Genomic DNA, 13,652 nt, shown 5'->3' on the forward strand with positions numbered 1-13,652 from the left:
AGGTTCCAGCTTCCAAAAGCAGCTGACATAATTCCTGCGGATAATATGAGTGAGATAGAGTTCAGCATCGTTTCCTCTCATAAGGAACCATCTTTTGCCGGTTATTCCCAGGTGCCTGATGTCGTGGGTCTGCACAGGGACGTAGCATTGTCTGTGATTAAAGATGCAGGTTTTGCGTCCGGTGAGATTATCGAGAAGGAAAGTGACCTTGCTCAGGGTACTGTGGTTTCCCAGATCCCTTCCGGTGTTTCCCTGGCAAAACCCGGGGAGCCTGTCGATTTGTTCATCTCGCAGATAACTTCCGTAAAGGTTCCGCAGATCACAGGTATGATGCAGGAGGGTGCAAAGAAGGCGCTTGTGGCAAGCAAGCTGAGTGCCGGTAAGATCACTGAGCAGGCAGATGCTTCCACACCCGGGACCGTATTAAGCCAGTCCGTGGCTTCCGGTACTGTGGTAGATGTGGGAAGTGCAATTGACTTCGTAGTTTCTGTTTCTGTAAACAAGGTATTGGAAACCGTCACTACCGAAAAAGCACCTTCTGCTCCAAGTTCTATCTTTGTGGACATCAACCGCAGCAAAACCACCGCCGCAAATACGGCTACCAGGCTGTCGAATATAAGTACCATTTCCCGGAGGGAAGTCTGAGCGTATGCCTGTTGAGACGCATATTATAAGGGTTGCAGATAATGCAACTCCTTCCCATGTTGAAGGTATCCTGCGGAGCCTTATAGGTATAGGCGGGAAGGTCGAACTTGTTGTACAGAAGAGTATAATTGCCACCTTTAACAGTGACCATATCAACCTTATAAGGCAAAAGCAGAGTGTCCTGCTGGTCGGCGCTATCAATTTCAGTGGCAGGAAGGTACGGAAAGTTGTAAAATGCAGCCCCGAATGATTGTTCTTGTGTTCTTGGGAGGCTCTACAGGACTAGGGGATGAATGCACAGCCTCTCTCGTCTTGCAGCATTGTTCCTGACAGTTGCTCGGTCAATTGGTAGCCTTCGTTCTCCAGGGTCTCAAGAATCTCTTTAGCTGATTTGCCGTCCTTCCCATAAATGAGGTCATCGACACACAGGTCTATGCGTTTCCTTTCGTTCTCTTTCTGGAACTTGGATCTTACGCACACTGATTTTTAAAAATTTGGACTTTTCATTACAACATCTCAAGTATATCAGTTAACACACTAACAGATGTATGTGGGTATCCAAATATAACTGTTTTGAGTGGTTAAGTAAAATGTCCGGTTATGTAAGCTTCATGTCTGAAGGTGTATGCCTGCAAGATGCTCTTTTATCTGCTCTTTCATATCTTCGTTGTTCAGGGCAAAGTCTATAATTGCTTTTACGTATTCGGTCTTGTCTCCGGTATCGTATCTTTTCCCCGTGAACCTGTAGGCATATATCTTCTGCGTGTTGTTCAGAAGGCGTATCCCGTCAGTAAGCTGTATCTCATTGCCAACACCTGTTACGGTCTCTTTTATGCAATCAAATATTTCGGGTGTGAAAACGTATCTGCCAATGGCTCCGATATTTGAGGGTGCATCCTCCGGTCTGGGTTTCTCTACTATGTCTTCAAGGATGTAAAGCGAATCGTCTAGTGGAGTGCCTTTTATTATTCCGTAGTTACCGGTTTTTTCCAGGGGCACCTCTTCAACTGCCAATGTTGAACGCCCGTATTTGTAGAAGTTATCTATTAATTGTTTGGTGCATGGTGTCTTGTTAACTATTATGTCATCGCCGAGCAGTACCGCGAACGGCTCGTCATTTATGTGTTTTCGGGCTGTGAGTATTGCATCACCAAGACCTTTTGGCTCTTTCTGCCGGATATAGTGAAAGTCTACCATGGAGGAAATATCCTGGACGATCTTCAACATATTTTGCTGGTTCTTTTGTTTGAGATGGTGCTCAAGTTCAGGTGAATCATCAAAATAGTCTTCAATAGACCTTTTACTTCTGCCTGTTATGAATATGATGTCATCAATTCCCGACGCAATCGCTTCCTCTACTACATAATGTATGACGGGTTTGTCAATTATAGGGAGCATTTCCTTTGGCATGGATTTAGTGACGGGCAGGAATCGTGTTCCAAGTCCTGCTACTGGTATGACGGCCTTTTTAACTTCCATATGTTCACTTCTAATGATTAATTGATTTTATATGGATGGACTGTATTACAATATATCTACTTATAATTATTACATCTAACTTTTTCTTAATATTATGTGCCATAGCATGAATAATCTTTTATAACTTCTCTTGAAAAACATCTAATGTGCTATGCAAAGAATTTAAATACTAAATATACGTTTAATGGCCCAACGTTAGATTTCAGTGAAAAGTATCTGACAAGATTAAGATTACAGTGCGAAAAAGTCGGATTTAACATGAAGTATCAGGGCCTCTTCAAGAATGCCCGCCGCGCGCAATATAGTGCGCCAAAGTGCAGATGTGTTTAAATCTTTTCGAGATGATCCCGGGTTTGCCCTTTAAGGGTATGCTAAGGTCCGTCAGTAGACAATGGAAGGCAGCAGTACACTACAAGGATGCGTATCGAAGATACGTGGAGTTCTTACAGTGATCAGACTCCCCGGAAGCGGTGGATTCAGGTGAACTTGATGGCTTTTTTGCATTCTGGCTATGCAGTGATGTATTGCCTGATTTAGAATAAAATGTGTAATTTAGGAGAATAAGAATGGCAAAAGGACACAGACCAAGACGAGGTTCACTCGCTTACAGTCCTCGCAAAAGAGCAAAAAGCCACATACCGAGGTTCAATTCGTGGCCGGAGTCTTCAGGTGAGCCAAAGCTTCAGGACTTTGCAGGCTACAAAGTAGGTATGACTCATGTGATATTGGTGGACGATGTGAAGAACAGCCTCACTGAAGGTATGGAGATCTCCGTACCTGTAACAGTTGTGGAAACACCCGCTGTTCGTGTTGCTGCGATACGTGCTTACGCCAGTGACAGCTACGGTGGCAAAGCTATTGCAGAGGCATGGAGCTCCGACCTTGATCCAAGTCTCGGTAAGACCATACACTTACCAAAGACCGCAACTACTGATGCTTCGCTTGAGAAGATCAGCAGCCTGATCGAAAACGGAACTGTTTCTGATATTAAAGTAGTGACCTACACTCTGCCAAAGAACCTGACCGGTGTTCCAAAGAAGAACTCCGATATCATGGAAACTGCAGTAAGCGGCTCCGACCTCAAGGCACGGTTCGAATACGCAAAGTCAATACTTGGCAGCGAGATAAAGATAAGTGATGTCTTTAACAACGGCACGTTCATAGACGTGGCAGCTATCACCATCGGTAAAGGTACACAGGGTCCTGTGAAGAGATGGGGTATCAGTATGATGAAAGGCAAGCACTCCCGTCAGGGAAGCCTTAGACAGATCGGTACCCTTGGTCCCTTCCATCCGGCCCGTGTGAATTGGAGAGTACCGCAGATGGGTCAGATGGGTTATCATCAGAGGACCGACTTTAACAAACGTATCCTTAGAGTCTCCACAAACGGTGATGAGATCAACCCTGATGGCGGTTTCATAAACTATGGACTTGTAAGGGGAGATTATATCCTTATTAAAGGAAGCATTCCCGGACCTTCCAAGAGACTTGTAAGGCTCAGAGATCCTATGAGGGCAAAAGTGTCCGCGATGGGTGAACCACAGCTTCTCCACGTAAGCACACAGTCCCAGCAGGGGTGAAGTGAATGGTTACAGCAAATATTATTGATTTATCTGGCAATATAAAAGGCAATGTGGAACTGCCTGCTATATTCAATGAAACCTACAGGCCCGACCTTATCAAGAGAGCGGTCGTCGCTGCACAGGCAAACAGGCTGCAGCCCTATGGTCCAAAAATGTACGCAGGTATGGAAACATCTGCGGTGTCATGGGGTTCAGGCAGGGGTGCTGCACAGATCCCAAGGATCGTTAACGGCAGCCGCGCAGCAAGAGTTCCTCAAGCCAGGGGCGGCAGAAGAGCACATCCTCCTAAGGTAGAGACTGACAGGAGTGAAAAAGTAAACAGGAAAGAGAGGCTTATGGCTATTCGTTCAGCCATTGCATCAACCGGTAATGCGGACCTTGTAAAGGGACGTGGCCACAAGTTCGATGCACAACTTCCACTTGTAGCTGAAAATGCTCTCGAGAACATCGAAAAGACAAAAGATATTGTCACTTTCCTGCAGGCTGCAGGCATATACACTGATGTTATGCGTGCAAAGGACGGCCGGAATATCAGGGCAGGCAGAGGAAAGCTCCGTGGCAGAAGGTACAAGAACAGGAAGAGTATCCTGATCGTAGCTTCAGGCGATGCAGCAGTATTCAGGTCTGCAAGGAACCTTGCAGGTGTTGATGTGGTATCTGTTACCTCCCTGAACGCTGAGATCCTTGCACCTGGAACCCATGCAGGCAGACTGACAGTATGGACTGAGTCTGCAATAGCTGATCTGGAGGGACTGTTCCAATGACATCGATCAAGTATCCTTTCATTACAGAAAAGGCAATGATGCTCATGGAAGACAACAAGCTTCAGTTTATCGTTGATTCTCGTGCAAACAAGAATCAGCTCAAATCCGAGATAATGAAGATGTATGGCTTCCCTGTGGCTTCAGTATGTACTATGAGCACAATGAACGGCCTGAAGAAGGCTATAGTTACTTTCGAAGGCAAAGATGCTGCCCACGAAATAGCTAACAGAATAGGTTTAATGTGAGGTGAACTAGTATGGGTAAGCGAATTATTTCACAGAACAGAGGTCGTGGAACTCCTACATACAGGGCACCATCTCACAGGTATAAAGCTTCAATGAAGCACCCCCGTGTAGATGAGAATGACACGGTATATGGTGAGGTTCTTGAGGTTACACACGATCCGGCCCGCTCTGCACCCGTTGTAAAAGTTTCCTTTGATAACGGTGAAGAGCGCCTGATCCTTGCACCAGAGGGTATAGCAGTTGGCGACAAGATAGCATGTGGCATATCTGCTGAGGTAAAACCAGGAAACATCCTGCCACTGGCAGAGATCCCTGAGGGAATACCTGTATGTAATATCGAAGGAAGGCCAAATGACGGCGGACAGTTCGCAAGAGCTTCCGGAACTTATGCCACTGTCGTTTCACATGAACGTGGTAAGACTGTCGTACAGATGCCATCCGGTGAGCTTAAATGGATGAACCCACGATGCCGTGCAACTATCGGTATCATCGCAGGTGGCGGCAGGGTAGACAGGCCGTTCCTGAAGGCTGGTAAGAAATACCACAAGATGAGAACCAGGGCTGCAAAGTATCCGCGTGTAAGAGGAGTTGCCATGAACGTTATCGATCACCCCTTCGGAGGAGGTAACAGGCAGCACCCGGGAAGACCGACCACGGTCAGCAGGAATGCACCTCCAGGACGTAAGGTAGGGCTGATCGCAGCACGCAGGACAGGAAGGCGTTAACCGGAGGAATAGATCATGGCAAAGAAAACATCATCAAAATTACCAAAACGAAAGGGTGAATATACCTACCGTGGCAAGACGGTTGAAGAACTTCGCTCCCTGAGTATTGAGGAATTCTCTGAAATGCTGCCGGCACGCGAGCGCCGCACAATCCTCAGAGGACTTTCCGAAGGCAAAAAGGACGTTATGCAACAGCTCAGGGACGGTAAGGACAGCTTGCGTACCCACCACAGGGACATCATAATATTCCCTGATATGGTTGGCAAGAACATCGAAGTATACAACGGTAAGACATTCATGGCATTTGAAGTGCAGCCTGAAATGATCGGACACAGGTTCGGAGAATTTGCACCGACACGTCCCAAAGTTTCCCACGGAAGTGCAGGTGTCGGAGCTACCCGTTCAAGTAAATTCGTTCCGTTGAAATAAGGTGATAATGTATGGCAAGAATTGGATATACCGTGGAACTGGAACCGAAAACATCCTCAAGGGCAATGGGTTCGGAGCTTCACATATCACCTAAGAAATCCCGTGAACTCGGGCATGCGATAAAGGGTATGCGCACAGAAGTAGCACAGAAGTATCTCGAAGAAGTAATGGGACTCAAAAGAGCAGTTCCTTTCAAGAGACACCATGCAGGTACAGGGCATAGAAAAGGTCCCATGGCAACCGGCAGGTATCCTATAAAGGCTGCAGAAGCTTTCATGAAGATACTGGAAAATGCTAAGAGCAATGCCGAATACAAGGGACTGGACTCAAGCAAGATGTATCTCTCCCACATCGCCACAAAACAGGGTCGTGTGATACACGGCATGATGGCCAGGGCCCGTGGCCGTGGAAGCCCCAAGAATACGGACACTGTAAATATCGAGATTATCCTGAGTGAGGTGCGGTAATGGCAATAGAGAAGAAATTTGTCCAGGAAGGCTACGTAAAAGCCTCCATGGATGAATATTTTGCGAAACAGCTCAACAAAGCTGGTTACGGAGGAATGGAGCTCAACCGTACTCCCATGGGTACCCAGATCACCATCTACGCTGAAAAGCCGGGCATGGTCATCGGTAAAGCTGGTAAGGTCATTCGTAAGCTTACCCGTGACATTGACAGAATGTACGACATCGACAATCCTCAGATCGATGCACAGGAAGTCAGAAGGCCGGAGCTCAATGCTCAGATGATGGCAACACGCCTTGCTTCCTCTATTGAGAGGGGCTGGTACTTCAGGAAAGCCGGTCACAACACGATCAGAGCTATCATGAATGCCGGCGCACTGGGCTGTGAGATCGTCATCTCCGGAAAACTTACCGGTGCAAGGTCCAGGGTCGAGAAGATCGTTCAGGGTTACATCAAGCACGCCGGGAAACCTGTCGATGATATTGTTGATGAGGGTTTTGCGGTCGCGGTCAAAAAACTCGGTACCCTTGGATGCAAAGTAAGGATCATCCCACCGGGCTCAGTATTGCCTGACTCTTTCCATCTCAAGGAAATCGTAGAAGAGCCTAAAGTTGAAGCAGCAGTTGTCAGCAAGGATGCAAAAGCTGGCATTAAGAAGCTTGTCGATACCCAAGCCAAAGGTGAGGTTGCTGATGAGGAAGAGACTGTTACGGAAAAAGTATCTGCAACTACCGAAACCGTTGCTCCGGCAGAGACCAATGAAGTTTCTCAGAGCAGTGAGGATATGGGAAATGCAGCCTCCGATGAAGGGCCAGTAGCACTGGAAGAAGTTGTCAATGAACAACGCAGGCTTACAGAAGATGTCTGGCAGCACAAGCATGAGGGCTATGATTACTGGCACCCCATAGCACGTGTTCACAAGGAGGAGAAGTAATGGCGATTCTTCGATTAAACGAAATAAGGGACATGTCTCCTCAGGAAAGGATGGACGAACTTGATAAGATGAGAGATGAACTCATTCGTGAGCGCGCTCTCTCATCCGCCGGTGGCGCTCCTGATAACCCCGGAAGGATCGGGGAACTCAGGAGGACCATTGCCAGGGTAAAGACCATCAAGAGAGAAATGAAGGAGATGTGAAGTGGAAATCACTCCTTCAAAACTAATATTCCATGAATTGATAGGATTAGTTGTTGAAGTAGTGGATGCCACGAACCCTGCGCTGATAGATATCAGCGGCAAAGTGGTTGACGAAACAAAGAACATGATCATTGTTCAAACAAAGGCGGGTTGCGAGAAAATGGTTCCAAAGGCAGACGCGACCTTTGTGTTTCGGATACCTGCCCGGTTATCGGGCGAACATGCTGAGAGGTATGTAAAAATCAACGGGAACCTTCTGGTCTCACAACCTGAGAACAGGACCAAGAACATAAGGAAAATACGCATGAGGTAATAATCATGGCAAGAGATATAGGATTGGATGTCCCATCACCGGAAAAGGAGTGCAATGACGTTAATTGCCCTTTCCATGGACAACTCCCTGTTCGCGGACAGGTCCTTGTAGGGACTGTCGTTAGCAACAAGATGGACAGGACCGTGGTCATCCAGCGCAAGCACGAGATGCTTATCAAGAAATATCAAAGATATGAGAAAAGGCAATCCAAGATCCATGCACACAATCCCGACTGTATTGATGCAAAGGTAGGGGACATTGTGACGATCGCGGAATGCAGGCCGTTGAGTAAGACAAAATCATATGTTGTCATAAAGGTGGAGGCTCAGGCATGAGAGGTATTAGATCTACTATACCGCGTGCTTTGAACAAAGGGTCACGCATCGAGTGTGTGGACAACAGCGGTGCACGTGTTGTTGAGATAATAGCTGTCAAAAGATATAGGGGTGTCAAGAACAGATATCCTAAGGCAGGCATTGGAGACATGTGTGTCGTGTCCGTGAAAAAGGGCACACCTGAAATGCGTAAGCAGATCCTCCTTGCTGTCATAGTTCGTCAGAAGAAGGAATTCCGCCGTCCTGACGGCATGAGGGTGTCTTTTGAGGACAACGCCATTGTTATTGTCGATAAGGATGGAGTACCTAAGGGAACAGACTTCAAGGGCCCCGTGGCCAGGGAAGCGGCAGAGAGGTATCCAAAGATCGGAACCACGGCATCCATTGTAGCCTGAGGTGTGAGATATGGTATCAAATCAGCCAAGAAAACAGAGGAAAGCAAGATACAATGCTCCTCAGCATATTAGACAGAAATACATGGGTGCTCTCCTTTCAAAGGAACTGCGTGAGAAATACGGTTGCAGATCAGCAAGCGTTATCGTTGGTGACACCGTAAAGGTTATGCGTGGAGATCACGCAGGCACTACGGGCAAGGTAGAAGCAGTCTCCCTGAAGCACGCTACAATCGTGATTGAAGGGGTCACTGTGTCCAAGGCGGACGGCACTGAAGTTGCAAGACCTGTCTATCCTTCGAATGTAATGATCACATCCCTGGAAATGAAGGATGAACTCAGGGAAGCAGTAATTAGAAAGTAGGTGGTTCTGTGGGCAAACATCAAAAGAGAATATCTGTTCCAAACAGCTGGCAGATATCAAAGAAATCCAATAAGTGGATCACTGCAACAAGGCCTGGTCCACACAACAAGCAGCAAAGTATCCCTCTGGCTGTAGTCCTGAGAGATATGCTGTGTGTAGTCGATAATCGTGCTGAGGCAAAGCGTGTGCTCTCAGAAGGCAAAGTACTTGTTGACGGGGTCATCCGCAAGGATCTTAGGTTCCCGGTCGGGTTACTGGATGTAATATCCATGCCGGTTGAAAACGTGGCATACCGCGTACTGCTTGATGGCAAGGGAAGACTTGAGCTCCATAAGATCAAGGAATCCACTGACAATAAGCTTTGCAGGATCAATGGAAAGACCGTACTTAAGGGCGGAGTGATCCAGTTGAACCTCAATGATGGCTCAAACATCATCGGTTCCAATGATTACAACACTAAGGATTCAATCATCCTTTCACTCCCTGACAAGAAAGTGGTACAGCACATCAAGTACCAGGCAGGCAACCTTGCACTGATAGTAGGTGGTAAACACACCGGTTCTATTGGTACCATCAAGGAGATCAACACAGTCCGCAGTTCAAGGCATAACACGGTATTCATATCCGGCGACTATGACTTCGAGACAATTGAGGACTATGTGGTTGTCATTGGCGAGAAGGAACCTGCTATCAAGCTAGGTGGTGAAGTAGTTGAGTAATGTAATGAGAGCACCTGTTGTTGAGAAGGTCGTTGTTCACATGGGTGTTGGAGAAAGCGGTCAGCACCTTGTGGATGCAGAAGGAATACTCACAGAGATCACCGGGCAGAAGGTCATCAGGACTTACTCCAAGAGGACCCTTCCTGCTTTCAGTATCAAGAAGAATGAACCTATTGGATGCAAGGTCACCCTCAGGAGTGAAAGAGCTGAAACGTTCCTCACCACTGCGCTTGCGATTGTTGAAGGCAGGCTTCGCTCATCCCAGTTCGACAAGAACGGAAACGTGGCTTTCGGTATAGAGGAGCACACAGATTTCCCTGGTATGAGATATGATCCTAACATCGGTATCTTTGGTATGGACATCAACGTGGTCGTTAAACGCCCGGGCTATAGAATTAGCAAAAGAAGGATTTCCAGAGGCAAGGTCCCAACATCCCACAGGATCACAAAGGATGACACAGTTGCCTTCTTTAAAGAGAGATATTCTGTGGAGGTAATGTAATGGTTGAGACCACTAAGACATTTGGGCATGGCGCAAACGAATGCAAGAGATGCGGCAGAAAGCAGGGTCTTGTAAGGAAATATGACATTTTCCTGTGCAGACACTGCTTCCGCGAGATAGCCCACGACATGGGATTCGAGAAATATGCGTGAGGTGAGATAAATGGTATTACTAGATCCACTCGCAGATGCATTATCCACAATAAAGAATGCAGAGGCTATAGGTAAGAACTCCTGTACGATCCAGCCGGCTTCAAAGCTGATTGGAACCGTCCTGAAAGTCATGCAGTCCCGTGGATATGTTGGCGAGTTTGAGTTTATTGAAGATGGTAAGGCAGGAATCTACAAAGTGGAACTTGTTGGCAGGATCAACAAGTGTGGCGCTATCAAGCCACGCTACTCAGTAGGTGCTGCTGATTTCGAAAGATGGGAGAAGCAATATCTTCCTGCAAAGAACTTCGGTGCTTTGATATTGACTACCTCTATAGGTGTAATATCGCAGTACGAGGCTCGTGAGAACAATGTAGGCGGACAGCTGCTGGCATATGTGTACTGATGACGGAGGGAAATAATGGTAAAAGAAATTAGAACAGAAGTTCCCATTCCCAGTGGTGTAACAGTCACGTTCAAGGGGAACGTCATGTCAGTATCAGGGTCAAAAGGGTCCAACCAGAGGCTCTTCTGGTATCCGGGCATCAATATCGAGGTTGCTGACTCAAAAATCGTGATTGACACTGACGTGAAGAAGAAGACCCAGAGGGCAATGGTCGGTACCTTTTCCTCACACATCACAAACCTGATCACAGGTGTGACAGAGGGCTTTGAATACCGTATGAAGATCGTCTATGCCCACTTCCCGATGCAGGTGAAGGTAGAAGGCAAGAAGTTCACTATCGGTAATTTCCTCGGTGAGAAAAAGGCCAGGTCTGCTAAGATCCTTGGTGAGACCAAGGTAAAGACGAGTGCTGATGAGGTTATTGTCACGGGCATCAACAAGGAAGACGTTGGCCAGACTGCAGCTAATATCGAACAGGCAACCAAGATCAAGGGATTTGACCCCCGTACATTCCAGGATGGAATATACATAGTGGAGAAGACAGCGTAGGTGATTTGAATGGATATAATAACCAAACGCCTTTTCAAGGTAAGAAAGGTTCAGAAGGGTAAGAAACCCGAATTCAAGAGGACCGATTCCCACAAATACAAGCGTCTGGATTCTAACTGGAGGCGCCCAAGGGGTCTCCGTGGTAAACAGCGCAGGCACTACAAGGCAAAGGGTGCCCTTGCACAGGTGGGCTACGGAAGCCCTCTCGTTGTCAAGGGACTCCACCCCTCAGGATTCTCTGAGATTCTTGTGAACACAGTCACTGACCTGACAAATTTAGACGCATCCTTCCAGGCTGTAAGGATAGCTGCAAAGGTCGGTGGACGAAAGAAAGCAATCATTCAGGCAAAAGCCCAGGAACTTGGCCTTAAGATCCTGAACCCGACAAGAGGTGAATAAGATGACCGATCTTACAAACCAGAAGAGGATCGCATCACAGGTCCTTGGGTGCGGAGTTCACAGGGTCTGGCTCAATCCGGAAGCAGCAGAAGAAATTGCTGTTGCCATTACCCGAGCTGACATACGTGAGCAGATAGAGAGTGATAACATCAAGGCAGAAGCTGTCAAGGGTGTCAGCCGTGGCCGTGCAAGAGTAAGGGATGCCAAACGTAAGTATGGTCACCGCAAAGGTCAGGGTAAGAGGAAAGGTAAGAAGGGTGCACGTGCTCCAAGCAAAGAGCAGTGGATGAAGAAGATCCGTGCTCTGAGGCAGAAACTGAAAGATATGCGTGCCGATGGCTCACTGGATAAATCCACTTACTGTAAGGTATACCGCAAGGCAAAAGGTGGAGAATACCGCAGTGTTGCTCACCTGGTGGCACACCTGGAGTCCGAGAAGCTTATAAGGCACGGGGAATGATTGATGAGATCAAATAATATGTATGTTTCAATAGGAGAAGTTAATCATGGCAACAGGACCCAGATATAAAGTCGCTTTCAGGAGACGAAGAGAAGGGCGCACTGATTACCACCTGAGACTCAGGTTACTCCTTTCAAAGGAGAACCGTGTGGTTGTGCGCAAGAGTTCAAAGCACATGCAGGTCCAGCTTGTTGCTCCTACCCCGGAAGGGGATGTAACTCTTTCATCTGCAATCTCAACAGAACTTAAAAAGTACGGATATGACGCATCCACTGGAAATACAACGGCTGCGTATCTTACTGGTCTTCTGTTCGGTTACAGGGCACAGGCCAATGGGCATGAGTATGGTATCCTTGATCTTGGGCTGCAGGTAGCATCACCCGGTTCAAGGGTATATGCGACCCTGAAGGGTATAGTGGACGCTGGATTTGAGATCCCCCACAATCCTTCAATACTGCCCTCCGATGAGAGGATAAGAGGAGAACACATAGCAGAGTATATGGAAGGATCAAATCTGCCTGAACTGTTCGATGCAGTTAAGGAAAAGATCTCTGCTGACTTCAATTAGGTGATTATATGGCATATGAATATGAAGAAGAATGGGTTCCGCAAACAAGGCTTGGAATACTCGTTCACGAAGGGCAGATCACTTCCATGGACGAAGCTATCGATTCCGGTCTTCCGATAAGGGAATCCAAGATAGTTGATATCTTATTGCCTGAGCTCGAAGATGAGGTGCTCGACATCAACATGGTCCAGAGGATGACTGACTCCGGCCGCCGTGTTAAGTTCAGAGCAACCGTCATTGTAGGGAACGGCAATGGTTTTGTAGGTCTTGGTCAGGGTAAGGACGTTCAGGTTGGCCCGGCTATCAGAAAAGCGATAGACAACGCCAAGATCAATATCATAAGGGTAAAGCGCGGATGCGGCTCATGGGAATGTACATGTGGCCGTGAACACACCGTGCCCTCCGAGGTAAAGGGCAAAGCAGGCAGTGTCATTGTTGCACTTAAACCTGCACCACGTGGTCTTGGACTTGCCGCCGGAGACACTGCAAGGAAAGTGCTTGAGAAAGCAGGTGTCAAGGACGTATGGACAAGGACCGAAGGTACTACCAGGTCTACATTGAACTTTGCAAAGGCGACATTCAATGCACTGCAGAACACTGGTGTTGTAAAGCAGCCATTGTGTCTGGAAAAGGAGGCATGAGATGTACGCTTTGGTAAGAGTTCGCGGTAACGTGAATGTAAGGGGATCCATTGAGGATACTCTTAAAATGCTCCGCCTTCACAGGGTAAACCACTGTGTGATCCTCAGCGAAAGCCCGCAAAACTTAGGTATGGTCCAGAAGGTCAAGGATTATGTGGCCTATGGTATCATCGATGTGGATGCACTCACTGAAATGCTCAACAACCGTGGAATGCTCCAGGGTGGCGAAAAGCTCACAGATGAGTATATGGCAGCAAACACCAAGTTTGCCACCATCGAAGCCTTTGCACATGCAGTATGTGATGGCAATGCCACTCTCAAGGATGTACCTCTGCTCAAGCCGGTCTTCAGGCTTCACCCGCCAAGGAAAGGCCACGCAGGGA

26 protein-coding genes are annotated in these 13,652 nt (G+C 47.4%); 24 read left to right on the plus strand and 2 right to left on the minus strand.

Annotated elements, in window-relative coordinates:
• Window positions 1-645: PASTA domain-containing protein (locus Q8J68_RS03515; RefSeq protein ID WP_305310166.1), on the plus strand; the 645-nt coding region annotated here is incomplete at its 5' end.
• 4 nt (window positions 646-649) lie between these two features.
• Window positions 650-895: a hypothetical protein gene (locus Q8J68_RS03520; protein ID WP_305310167.1), complete on the plus strand. Its 246-nt coding sequence runs from the start codon at window positions 650-652 to the stop codon at window positions 893-895.
• 32 nt (window positions 896-927) lie between these two features.
• Here Q8J68_RS03520 and Q8J68_RS03525 read toward each other — a convergent pair whose 3' ends face one another.
• Window positions 928-1,125 (minus strand): hypothetical protein, encoded by a 198-nt coding sequence (locus Q8J68_RS03525; RefSeq protein WP_305310168.1) that lies wholly within the window; start codon window positions 1,123-1,125, stop codon window positions 928-930.
• Window positions 1,126-1,254: 129 nt separating this feature from the next.
• The gene (gene galU, locus Q8J68_RS03530; RefSeq protein ID WP_305310169.1) at window positions 1,255-2,124 is read right to left on the minus strand and encodes a UTP--glucose-1-phosphate uridylyltransferase GalU; all 870 of its coding nucleotides are present in this window, start codon (window positions 2,122-2,124) and stop codon (window positions 1,255-1,257) included.
• 566 nt (window positions 2,125-2,690) lie between these two features.
• Between galU and rpl3p the strand changes: the two genes are divergently transcribed.
• The 22 genes from rpl3p to Q8J68_RS03640 all read left to right on the plus strand — a co-directional run.
• Entirely contained in the window at window positions 2,691-3,704 is a 1,014-nt protein-coding gene (gene rpl3p / locus Q8J68_RS03535) for a 50S ribosomal protein L3 (RefSeq protein WP_305310170.1), read from the plus strand.
• Between the two features lie 5 nt (window positions 3,705-3,709).
• Window positions 3,710-4,471 (plus strand): 50S ribosomal protein L4, encoded by a 762-nt coding sequence (rpl4p, locus tag Q8J68_RS03540; RefSeq protein ID WP_305310171.1) that lies wholly within the window; start codon window positions 3,710-3,712, stop codon window positions 4,469-4,471.
• Window positions 4,468-4,716 (plus strand): 50S ribosomal protein L23, encoded by a 249-nt coding sequence (locus Q8J68_RS03545; RefSeq protein WP_305310172.1) that lies wholly within the window; start codon window positions 4,468-4,470, stop codon window positions 4,714-4,716. Before rpl4p ends, Q8J68_RS03545 begins: the two co-directional genes overlap by 4 nt.
• Window positions 4,717-4,727: 11 nt before the next feature.
• A complete protein-coding gene (locus tag Q8J68_RS03550; RefSeq protein WP_305310173.1) occupies window positions 4,728-5,441 on the plus strand; it encodes a 50S ribosomal protein L2 in 714 nt (237 codons plus the stop codon).
• A 15-nt stretch (window positions 5,442-5,456) separates the two neighbouring features.
• Complete coding sequence (locus tag Q8J68_RS03555) at window positions 5,457-5,870, plus strand: 30S ribosomal protein S19 (RefSeq protein ID WP_305310174.1); 414 nt, start codon at window positions 5,457-5,459, stop codon at window positions 5,868-5,870.
• A gap of 11 nt (window positions 5,871-5,881) precedes the next feature.
• Window positions 5,882-6,337, plus strand: a complete 456-nt coding sequence (locus Q8J68_RS03560; protein ID WP_305310175.1) for a 50S ribosomal protein L22 — start codon at window positions 5,882-5,884, stop codon at window positions 6,335-6,337.
• Window positions 6,337-7,269: a 30S ribosomal protein S3 gene (locus Q8J68_RS03565; protein WP_305310176.1), complete on the plus strand. Its 933-nt coding sequence runs from the start codon at window positions 6,337-6,339 to the stop codon at window positions 7,267-7,269. The genes Q8J68_RS03560 and Q8J68_RS03565 overlap by 1 nt, the downstream gene beginning before the upstream one ends.
• A complete protein-coding gene (gene rpmC / locus Q8J68_RS03570) occupies window positions 7,269-7,472 on the plus strand; it encodes a 50S ribosomal protein L29 (RefSeq protein ID WP_305310177.1) in 204 nt (67 codons plus the stop codon). The genes Q8J68_RS03565 and rpmC overlap by 1 nt, the downstream gene beginning before the upstream one ends.
• A gap of 1 nt (window position 7,473) precedes the next feature.
• On the plus strand, window positions 7,474-7,785 hold the full coding sequence (gene rnp1, locus Q8J68_RS03575) for a ribonuclease P protein component 1 (RefSeq protein WP_305310178.1): 312 nt from the start codon (window positions 7,474-7,476) through the stop codon (window positions 7,783-7,785).
• Between the two features lie 5 nt (window positions 7,786-7,790).
• Window positions 7,791-8,120 carry a 30S ribosomal protein S17 gene (locus Q8J68_RS03580; protein WP_305310179.1) on the plus strand — a complete coding sequence of 110 codons (330 nt, stop codon included), beginning with the start codon at window positions 7,791-7,793 and terminating at the stop codon, window positions 8,118-8,120.
• Entirely contained in the window at window positions 8,117-8,515 is a 399-nt protein-coding gene (locus Q8J68_RS03585) for a 50S ribosomal protein L14 (RefSeq protein ID WP_305310180.1), read from the plus strand. Before Q8J68_RS03580 ends, Q8J68_RS03585 begins: the two co-directional genes overlap by 4 nt.
• A gap of 10 nt (window positions 8,516-8,525) precedes the next feature.
• Window positions 8,526-8,876 carry a 50S ribosomal protein L24 gene (gene rplX / locus Q8J68_RS03590; protein ID WP_015053061.1) on the plus strand — a complete coding sequence of 117 codons (351 nt, stop codon included), beginning with the start codon at window positions 8,526-8,528 and terminating at the stop codon, window positions 8,874-8,876.
• Window positions 8,877-8,884: 8 nt separating this feature from the next.
• Complete coding sequence (locus Q8J68_RS03595; RefSeq protein ID WP_305310181.1) at window positions 8,885-9,595, plus strand: 30S ribosomal protein S4e; 711 nt, start codon at window positions 8,885-8,887, stop codon at window positions 9,593-9,595.
• A gap of 4 nt (window positions 9,596-9,599) precedes the next feature.
• Window positions 9,600-10,097: a 50S ribosomal protein L5 gene (locus tag Q8J68_RS03600; protein WP_015053059.1), complete on the plus strand. Its 498-nt coding sequence runs from the start codon at window positions 9,600-9,602 to the stop codon at window positions 10,095-10,097.
• Complete coding sequence (locus tag Q8J68_RS03605; RefSeq protein ID WP_015053058.1) at window positions 10,097-10,249, plus strand: 30S ribosomal protein S14; 153 nt, start codon at window positions 10,097-10,099, stop codon at window positions 10,247-10,249. Before Q8J68_RS03600 ends, Q8J68_RS03605 begins: the two co-directional genes overlap by 1 nt.
• A gap of 10 nt (window positions 10,250-10,259) precedes the next feature.
• On the plus strand, window positions 10,260-10,652 hold the full coding sequence (locus tag Q8J68_RS03610) for a 30S ribosomal protein S8 (RefSeq protein ID WP_015053057.1): 393 nt from the start codon (window positions 10,260-10,262) through the stop codon (window positions 10,650-10,652).
• 15 nt (window positions 10,653-10,667) lie between these two features.
• Window positions 10,668-11,201 carry a 50S ribosomal protein L6 gene (locus Q8J68_RS03615; protein WP_305310182.1) on the plus strand — a complete coding sequence of 178 codons (534 nt, stop codon included), beginning with the start codon at window positions 10,668-10,670 and terminating at the stop codon, window positions 11,199-11,201.
• A 9-nt stretch (window positions 11,202-11,210) separates the two neighbouring features.
• Window positions 11,211-11,600 (plus strand): 50S ribosomal protein L32e, encoded by a 390-nt coding sequence (locus tag Q8J68_RS03620; RefSeq protein WP_305310183.1) that lies wholly within the window; start codon window positions 11,211-11,213, stop codon window positions 11,598-11,600.
• Window position 11,601: 1 nt separating this feature from the next.
• A complete protein-coding gene (locus tag Q8J68_RS03625) occupies window positions 11,602-12,060 on the plus strand; it encodes a 50S ribosomal protein L19e (RefSeq protein ID WP_305310184.1) in 459 nt (152 codons plus the stop codon).
• 46 nt (window positions 12,061-12,106) lie between these two features.
• Window positions 12,107-12,628, plus strand: coding sequence for a 50S ribosomal protein L18 (locus Q8J68_RS03630; protein ID WP_305310185.1), 522 nt, complete (start codon window positions 12,107-12,109; stop codon window positions 12,626-12,628).
• A gap of 8 nt (window positions 12,629-12,636) precedes the next feature.
• Window positions 12,637-13,269 carry a 30S ribosomal protein S5 gene (locus Q8J68_RS03635; protein ID WP_305310186.1) on the plus strand — a complete coding sequence of 211 codons (633 nt, stop codon included), beginning with the start codon at window positions 12,637-12,639 and terminating at the stop codon, window positions 13,267-13,269.
• Window position 13,270: 1 nt separating this feature from the next.
• The coding region (locus Q8J68_RS03640; RefSeq protein WP_305310187.1) for a 50S ribosomal protein L30 at window positions 13,271-13,652 on the plus strand (382 nt) is incomplete at its 3' end.

Source organism: Methanolobus sp. (assembly GCF_030682845.1).
GTDB lineage: Archaea > Halobacteriota > Methanosarcinia > Methanosarcinales > Methanosarcinaceae > Methanolobus.

Excerpts from the sequence above, each read along its gene's own strand:
- Q8J68_RS03520 (WP_305310167.1), top strand. The coding sequence starts at position 650 with ATGCCTGTTGAGACGCATATTATAAGGGTTGCAGATAATGCAACTCCT.
- galU (WP_305310169.1), bottom strand. The coding sequence starts at position 2,124 with ATGGAAGTTAAAAAGGCCGTCATACCAGTAGCAGGACTTGGAACACGA.
- rpl3p (WP_305310170.1), top strand. The coding sequence starts at position 2,691 with ATGGCAAAAGGACACAGACCAAGACGAGGTTCACTCGCTTACAGTCCT.
- rpl4p (WP_305310171.1), top strand. The coding sequence starts at position 3,710 with ATGGTTACAGCAAATATTATTGATTTATCTGGCAATATAAAAGGCAAT.
- Q8J68_RS03545 (WP_305310172.1), top strand. The coding sequence starts at position 4,468 with ATGACATCGATCAAGTATCCTTTCATTACAGAAAAGGCAATGATGCTC.
- Q8J68_RS03550 (WP_305310173.1), top strand. The coding sequence starts at position 4,728 with ATGGGTAAGCGAATTATTTCACAGAACAGAGGTCGTGGAACTCCTACA.
- Q8J68_RS03555 (WP_305310174.1), top strand. The coding sequence starts at position 5,457 with ATGGCAAAGAAAACATCATCAAAATTACCAAAACGAAAGGGTGAATAT.
- Q8J68_RS03560 (WP_305310175.1), top strand. The coding sequence starts at position 5,882 with ATGGCAAGAATTGGATATACCGTGGAACTGGAACCGAAAACATCCTCA.
- Q8J68_RS03565 (WP_305310176.1), top strand. The coding sequence starts at position 6,337 with ATGGCAATAGAGAAGAAATTTGTCCAGGAAGGCTACGTAAAAGCCTCC.
- rpmC (WP_305310177.1), top strand. The coding sequence starts at position 7,269 with ATGGCGATTCTTCGATTAAACGAAATAAGGGACATGTCTCCTCAGGAA.
- Q8J68_RS03580 (WP_305310179.1), top strand. The coding sequence starts at position 7,791 with ATGGCAAGAGATATAGGATTGGATGTCCCATCACCGGAAAAGGAGTGC.
- Q8J68_RS03585 (WP_305310180.1), top strand. The coding sequence starts at position 8,117 with ATGAGAGGTATTAGATCTACTATACCGCGTGCTTTGAACAAAGGGTCA.
- rplX (WP_015053061.1), top strand. The coding sequence starts at position 8,526 with ATGGTATCAAATCAGCCAAGAAAACAGAGGAAAGCAAGATACAATGCT.
- Q8J68_RS03600 (WP_015053059.1), top strand. The coding sequence starts at position 9,600 with ATGAGAGCACCTGTTGTTGAGAAGGTCGTTGTTCACATGGGTGTTGGA.
- Q8J68_RS03605 (WP_015053058.1), top strand. The coding sequence starts at position 10,097 with ATGGTTGAGACCACTAAGACATTTGGGCATGGCGCAAACGAATGCAAG.
- Q8J68_RS03610 (WP_015053057.1), top strand. The coding sequence starts at position 10,260 with ATGGTATTACTAGATCCACTCGCAGATGCATTATCCACAATAAAGAAT.
- Q8J68_RS03615 (WP_305310182.1), top strand. The coding sequence starts at position 10,668 with ATGGTAAAAGAAATTAGAACAGAAGTTCCCATTCCCAGTGGTGTAACA.
- Q8J68_RS03620 (WP_305310183.1), top strand. The coding sequence starts at position 11,211 with ATGGATATAATAACCAAACGCCTTTTCAAGGTAAGAAAGGTTCAGAAG.
- Q8J68_RS03625 (WP_305310184.1), top strand. The coding sequence starts at position 11,602 with ATGACCGATCTTACAAACCAGAAGAGGATCGCATCACAGGTCCTTGGG.
- Q8J68_RS03630 (WP_305310185.1), top strand. The coding sequence starts at position 12,107 with ATGGCAACAGGACCCAGATATAAAGTCGCTTTCAGGAGACGAAGAGAA.
- Q8J68_RS03635 (WP_305310186.1), top strand. The coding sequence starts at position 12,637 with ATGGCATATGAATATGAAGAAGAATGGGTTCCGCAAACAAGGCTTGGA.